We start from the raw sequence: 6,561 nt of genomic DNA, 5'->3' as shown, positions 1-6,561 counted from the left end.
CTCAAGGTCTTTACTCATTTTACCTACATCTGGTAGCCCTATAGCATTTATCTTACCACTTCTAAATGCAGTATTAGCGAATTTAGTGTTCGAATTTACAAATACGTTATCTCGTGTTTCATTTGTTTTTGTTTTTTTATTTGTAAAATTATGGTTAGTACTTTCAGAAGATTTTTCGCTGATAACTTTACTATCAATTGAAGAATTATTGCTATCATGAAGTTCAGAAGATTTTTCGCTGATAACTTTATTATCAATTGAAGAATTATTGCTATCATGAAGTTCAGAAGATTTTTCGCTGATAACTTTATTATCAATTGAAGAATTATTGCTATCATGAAGTTCAGAAGGTTTTTTACTGATAACTTTACTATCAATTGAAGAATTATTGCTATCATGAAGTTCAGAAGATTTTTTACTTATAACTTTACTATCAATTGAAGAATTATCATTATCATGAACTTCAGGTGATTTCTCAAAATTTTTATTGTTATTAGCTGAGGAAGTTACAATACTAGTACAATAGAAAGCAGAAGATTTGTTTAAACTTACTTCATTACTAATTTCTGCCGCATTAGCTTCTTTATGTATTCCCCAGATAGTTGTCACTCCTATTAGTGTTGCAGTAATACCAATTGAAAGTTTTCTAATTCCGAATTTTTGTTTTTTCTGATTGAATAGGCTCACATTCATTATCTCCTCTTTATAAAAATTTAAATACAAAATAAGAGTAATACTTTATTATTAAGTAAATAATAATTACTAATTAAGTTAAGAAAAAGATAATTATTTTTATAATTAAAGAATGATTTTCATTGAGCAAATCAATGTATAATTTTACAAAAAATAATATGTACAAAGTCATTTGATTGGAAAAGGCGTTATTCATAATGAGATATTAAAATAAACTATTAAGTAATATATTGATTTGAAAGATAATTCCTAAATAAAAAAATTATATTATTGATAATTTTTATATCTAGTAAATTTTTAAGGCTATTTTAAAAGAAAAATTTTTTCGTTTACTTAACTTTGTTTTATACATAGATTAAAAAATAGTTACTATGATTAAAGTGCAGTATGATTTCTAAAGACAAAGGAGTAAGTGATAAAATGTTGTTTAATCAAACTAGACGAATGTTTGGAATCAGAAAATTGTCAGTAGGTATTGCTTCGACACTGATAGGTGTATCAGTTGTTTTAGGAATAACCAAAGAAGTTGATGCATCTGAAGTTGACAATGACAAAACAGAGATTGAAAATTATGACAAAATATCTGAAGAAAATGGTGAAGAAGTAAAAGTAGATAAGGAAGTAGAAGAAAGAGAAGTAAAAGCAGATGAGGAAGTAGAAGAAAGAGAAGTAAAAGCAGGTGAGGAAGTAGAAGAAGAAGAAGTAAAAGCAGATGAGGAAGTAGAAGAAGGAGAAGTAAAAGCAGGTGAGGAAGTAGAAGAAGGAGAAGTAAAAACAGGTGAGGAAGTAGAAGAAGGAAAAGTAAAAGCAGGTGAGGAAGTAGAAGAAGGAGAAATAAAAGCAGGTGAGGAAGTAGAAGAAGGAAAAGTAAAAGCAGGTGAGGAAGTAGAAGAAGGAGAAATAAAAGCAGGTGAGGAAGTAGAAGAAGGAGAAATAAAAGCAGGTGAGGAAGTAGAAGAAGGAAAAGTAAAAGCAAGTGAGGAAGTAGAAGAAGGAGAAATAAAAGCAGGTGAGGAAGTAGAAGAAGGAGAAGTAAAAGCAGATGAGGAAGTAGAAGAAGGAAAAGTAAAAGCAGATAAGGAAGTAGGAAAAGGAGAAGTAAAAGCAGGTGAGGAAGTAGAAGAAGGAAAAGTAAAAGCAGATAAGGAAGTAGGAAAAAAAGAAGATGAAGCAAAAACTAAACCATTAGTCAAAGATAACGTATTTGTAAATTCGAACACTAAATTCGCTAATACTGCATTTAGAAGTGGTAAGATAAATGCTATAGGGCTACCAGATGTAGGTAAAATGAGTAAAGACCTTGAGAATCAAGCAAATAATATTTTGAGAACACTTAAACTACCTCAAATAAATGAAGTACAAAAAGATATTGAAAATAGAATTTCTAAGTTATTAAAAGCGTTTAATCTACCTGATATTAACGCTATACGTCAAGATATTGAAGGTAGACTAGCTAATCTTCAAAATTTATCAAAACCAGAAATTATCACTCGTTTCAATGAACGTAGAAGTTCATTCGAAAATCATTTAAATAACTTTAATGGGAAAGTCTTAGAGCTAACAAATGTAATTACACATCCAAATTTAAATACAATACCGAAAGCAATCACTATCATTAGAGATATTGATAGTATTAGAAAAGATTTTGAACGAACTGTTCAAGAAGTTATGAATGGACCAACAAAACCAGATCCAGATGTTAAACCTAATCCATCTCCTGATACAACACATAGTCAAGATCAAATGTCTCAAGATACTACAGATATTGTTTCATCAGAACAATTAAAAAAATTTGGATGGAATTTAAGTAATTTAAACTTAAAAGATTTAAATAATGCTTTAAAAAAATTTGATATAACAACTCCTATTAGAATACAACAATTTATGGCACAAGTAGCTGTTGAATCAGTTAAAGGACTCTATACTGAAGAAATAGCTGATGGAACTGCTTATGAATGGCGTCAAGATTTAGGTAATACAAATCAAGGTGATGGTCCTAAGTATAAGGGGGGAGGTTACATTCAATTAACCGGAAAACACAACTATACTATGTTTTCAGAAGCTATGGGAGATCCTAATATTATCTATCAAGGTGTCAAATACGTAGCAACAAACTTCCCTTGGTCAAGTGCAGCATGGTTTTGGCAAACACATGGCTTAAATGAATTAGCTGATCAAACTAATTTTTCAAACCCAATTGAAATGGTAAAAGTTATAAGCCAAAAAGTAAATGGTGGGTTTAATAATATTAATGAACGAATAGAAGCATTTCAACAAGCACAATCTATTTTTGTATAGATTATAACTATATATATTAATAATAGAAATGAAACCCTTATATTTGACATAATATTAAGCGCAACATCTTCAAAATTTCATAAAAAAATGCTCATATACGGCACTTTATTGTAAGATGTTAATAACCACAAAAACAAATACAATGGGTGCCGATATGAGCTATATTCATCTTACTATAACTAAACGAACATGTATAGAGGTATAAAAAAATGAAAACTATTCTTTTAGGTCGATTGCGCGGATATTAAAATATTCGGTTTCAATCATTAGTCGAGAAGTTCGTAGAAATAAAATTAATGATACATATAACGCTGAATCTGCTCATTCTAACTATAACTTTAAAAGAGTTGTGGAAAAAATTTTTATCTCAATTGACACTGGTTCCCAAAGTTTCAGATCTTATTTTTAGGTAAACTTTCTTTTAAAACAATTTATAGATATATTAATGATAAACATATTAATTTTAATCCCTTTACATACCTTAGAAAAACAACACCCTATTCTTATTATCAATTATGTAAAAACTTTATGTCCCAACCTCTAGAACATAGTGTTTTCATTAAGTTCCCACTTTACGGATTCATTGCTATATGACTGAAGGTATATCAGATACAATATCTATTATTGTTCTTTTTATATACTTCTATTTTATGAATAATCACTAGTATTCAAAGCACTGTTAAATTAGGGTTTTATATCCAAAATTTTCATTTTGAAAGTCTATGAACATGCACACTATTTCGTAACTTCGCGAACTTTTTGTGAACATATTACCCTTGCTCTTATTATCAAAATTATGCCCTTTTTTCCCTAAAAATACCCCATACATTCATATAGGGGAACCTTTACACATTTTTAAAGTATGTTAAAAAGACAGCTTACCTTTGGGATAGTAAGCCGCCTAAATATCAAGGAATCACCATGAATAGGGACAATATTTTTTACCCTACAAAATTTTTAAAAATAAACATAGCAGTATCGAAGTAAGTAGAGATTTTCTATAGTTTATATAACTCAAAAAATTTTAAATCCCACCAAACAAACAGGAAAATATACACTTACTTGCATATAAAATAACCCCCTAGAGGCTAGTGGCATACAAACAATAAATACAGTTTTAAAATCTAGTTCTTACTTTTTAACCTATAATTATTTATAACCCTAACTATCATAGATATGGTAGGTAAAAACATTACACATAAAATAAAATAATAAATATCTACGACTATATTTTCCCATTTAAATGGTACAAAAATACCACTTATCATGATTAAAAATAGTATGAATATATTTATTAGAATGTTAATTACTAAATGACTTAACTTCGCCACACCTTTATAATTCAATATATTTTTCCAATACTCTAAATACATAATTTACTCCTTTATAAATTAATTAAAATGTTATAATGCAAAATATAAAAATAACCACCCAGTGACATGCTTGAGTGGCAGAGTTAGATAATAATTATTATTATTTTGATAATTGCATGTAATTTGATTTTATCACAACATTTAAAATAGGATAAGCAACTAAATGTCTCTCCTTACATTATTATTTTCTTCTTTTCAAACATGTTAGGTCATATAATATTGTTCGATATGCACTTTTATATTAACGTACCTTTTATTGCAAATGGATTGCATATAGAAATACCCCATTCCTCTGACTTGAGGAGTGGAGTCTCTTAATACAATACTATGTCTTAATTTACTATTCACTTGATTTATCTTTATTGATTTTATAAATAGCAAATATAATTACTATAACTATTGTAAGAAAATCAAATGAATGTGTAAAAGCATCTCCAAATTCTTTGTCCTGACAAAAATAACGAATACTAAATAGTAAAACAGATTGAATAAATACTGCAATAAATGCACCTATAACCCATTTACTAAATATAAAACAATATCCAATAAATAGAAGTGTTAAAATCGTTATTATTAACATTAATAGTTGCGGCGTCATTATATACCAACTCCACTGTTTTTACATTATAATTAATGTAATTGCTTTTGTTACTACCAAAGCCGAGTTATTACCTAAACCTAAACTTTTAACGTTGTTATAAATCTCATTTTCTACATCCTAAGTGAAATGGTCAACAGTTTTAACAGCAAACCATAAAGCACTTTGTGACTTTATTTTACTTTTAACATTTTTAGACAAGGTTTTCCAAGCTTGTTTTACTACCGCTTTTGTAATGCCAACTTTCCCTCTAGTTGAAGTTCCATTTTTAGCAATTCCTTTAGCTGCTGCTGTGTTTCTAAGTAAATCCATTTGCTGAGAATTATTATAGCCATTCGCTTTAACTAAATATCTAAAACTATCTTGTGCTTCTGGAGAAAAAACTTGCCATTGTTTTTCTTGTTTCACTTTACTAGATACTACATCTTGCTCTTTAGCCACATTTTCAGCATTTGCCACAGAGTGTACACCTTCTAAAATACCCGTCATTAATAAAGGACCTACTATACTAGCCGATAAAACCTTTTTCAAAAGATAAATTGTCAATTTAACTGCAACAGACTTAAAGTGAAATTTTCATAAGGTGTACACCAATTAATACACTTTCTTGGTCGATGATTTATAAAATATAAAGCTAATCCAATTCTGCTTGGGTTATTTTTGCTAAATCTGCTTTTTTAGGAAAGAATTCTCTAAGTAGACTATTGGAATTTTCATTTGTTCCACGTTGCCAAACAGAATAAGGATCAGCAAAGTAAATATTGATTTCGAATTGACTTTCAATAGTTTTATAACATACAAATTCTTTTCCACGATCTACAGTAATCGTTTTAACTGTTCCGGTTGGGAGAGAGGAAATCAGTTTTTTAATCACAATTTCCATTGATTTTGCAGAACGGTCAGCCATTTGGAAACAATATAAATATCGAGACTTTCTTTCTAAGAAAGTGGCAAAGCAACCTTTGCTTTTCCCGCTACTTGACACAACAATATCAACTTCCCAATGACCAAAAACATTACGACTTCTTACTTCTTTAAGACGTTCAGAAATTAACTTGCCAACGTTGAACTCTCCCCTAGTCTCTTTAGGCTGTTATCGTTTACCTTTTTGTCTAAGATATGTAATTGCATTAAAATTAAGTAGTTTACGATTAATCCATCTATATATCGTTTTAAAAGAAAGTTTACCTGAAAATAAGCACCCAACAATTTGTTCTAGTGACCAGTGTTGCTTAAGGTAATGAATGATTTTCTCCACAACTTCAGAATTCAGTTTAACTCGATGTCCACAGTTCTTTCTTTTAAAGTTATAGTTAGAATGAGCAGATTCAACGTTATATGTATTATTAATTTTATTGCTACGAACTTCTCGAATAATGCTTGAAACCGAATATTTTAATACCCGCACAATCGACCTCAAAGAATAGTTTTCATTTTTTAATACCTCTATACGTGTTCGTTCAGTTATAGTAAGATGAATATTGCTCATATCGGCAACCCCTTGTATGTGTTTTTGTGGTTATTAACATCTTACAATAGAGTGCTGTTTATGGGCATTTTTTCATGAAATTTTGAAATCATTGCTCTTAATATTACAAT

The 6,561-nt window shown here is 29.2% G+C and carries 4 protein-coding genes and 2 pseudogenes; 2 read left to right on the top strand and 4 right to left on the bottom strand.

What is annotated here, in order from left to right; translation table 11 throughout:
• Positions 1–687: YSIRK-type signal peptide-containing protein (locus BJS11_RS11170; RefSeq protein ID WP_159427264.1), on the bottom strand; the 687-nt coding region annotated here is incomplete at its 3' end.
• Positions 688–1,113: 426 nt separating this feature from the next.
• Here BJS11_RS11170 and BJS11_RS13645 point away from each other — a divergent pair.
• Positions 1,114–2,991: a YSIRK-type signal peptide-containing protein gene (locus BJS11_RS13645; protein WP_070014097.1), complete on the top strand. Its 1,878-nt coding sequence runs from the start codon at positions 1,114–1,116 to the stop codon at positions 2,989–2,991.
• A 220-nt stretch (positions 2,992–3,211) separates the two neighbouring features.
• Positions 3,212–3,400: pseudogene (locus tag BJS11_RS14195) on the top strand (helix-turn-helix domain-containing protein); the annotation flags it as partial.
• 1,304 nt (positions 3,401–4,704) lie between these two features.
• Here the strand turns inward: BJS11_RS14195 and BJS11_RS11155 are convergent.
• The 3 genes and pseudogenes from BJS11_RS11155 to BJS11_RS11145 all read right to left on the bottom strand — a co-directional run bounded on the left by BJS11_RS11155 (position 4,705) and on the right by BJS11_RS11145 (position 6,451).
• Positions 4,705–4,962, bottom strand: coding sequence for a hypothetical protein (locus tag BJS11_RS11155; protein ID WP_069996726.1), 258 nt, complete (start codon positions 4,960–4,962; stop codon positions 4,705–4,707).
• A gap of 120 nt (positions 4,963–5,082) precedes the next feature.
• Positions 5,083–5,451: a hypothetical protein gene (locus tag BJS11_RS11150; protein ID WP_245167173.1), complete on the bottom strand. Its 369-nt coding sequence runs from the start codon at positions 5,449–5,451 to the stop codon at positions 5,083–5,085.
• A gap of 53 nt (positions 5,452–5,504) precedes the next feature.
• Positions 5,505–6,451: pseudogene (locus BJS11_RS11145) on the bottom strand (IS30 family transposase).
• Positions 6,452–6,561: the final 110 nt, after the last annotated feature.

It is taken from the genome of Staphylococcus caeli, assembly GCF_900097965.1.
GTDB classification, from domain to species: Bacteria; Bacillota; Bacilli; order Staphylococcales; family Staphylococcaceae; genus Staphylococcus; species Staphylococcus caeli.
This window is presented reverse-complemented; position numbering and strand designations above follow the sequence as displayed.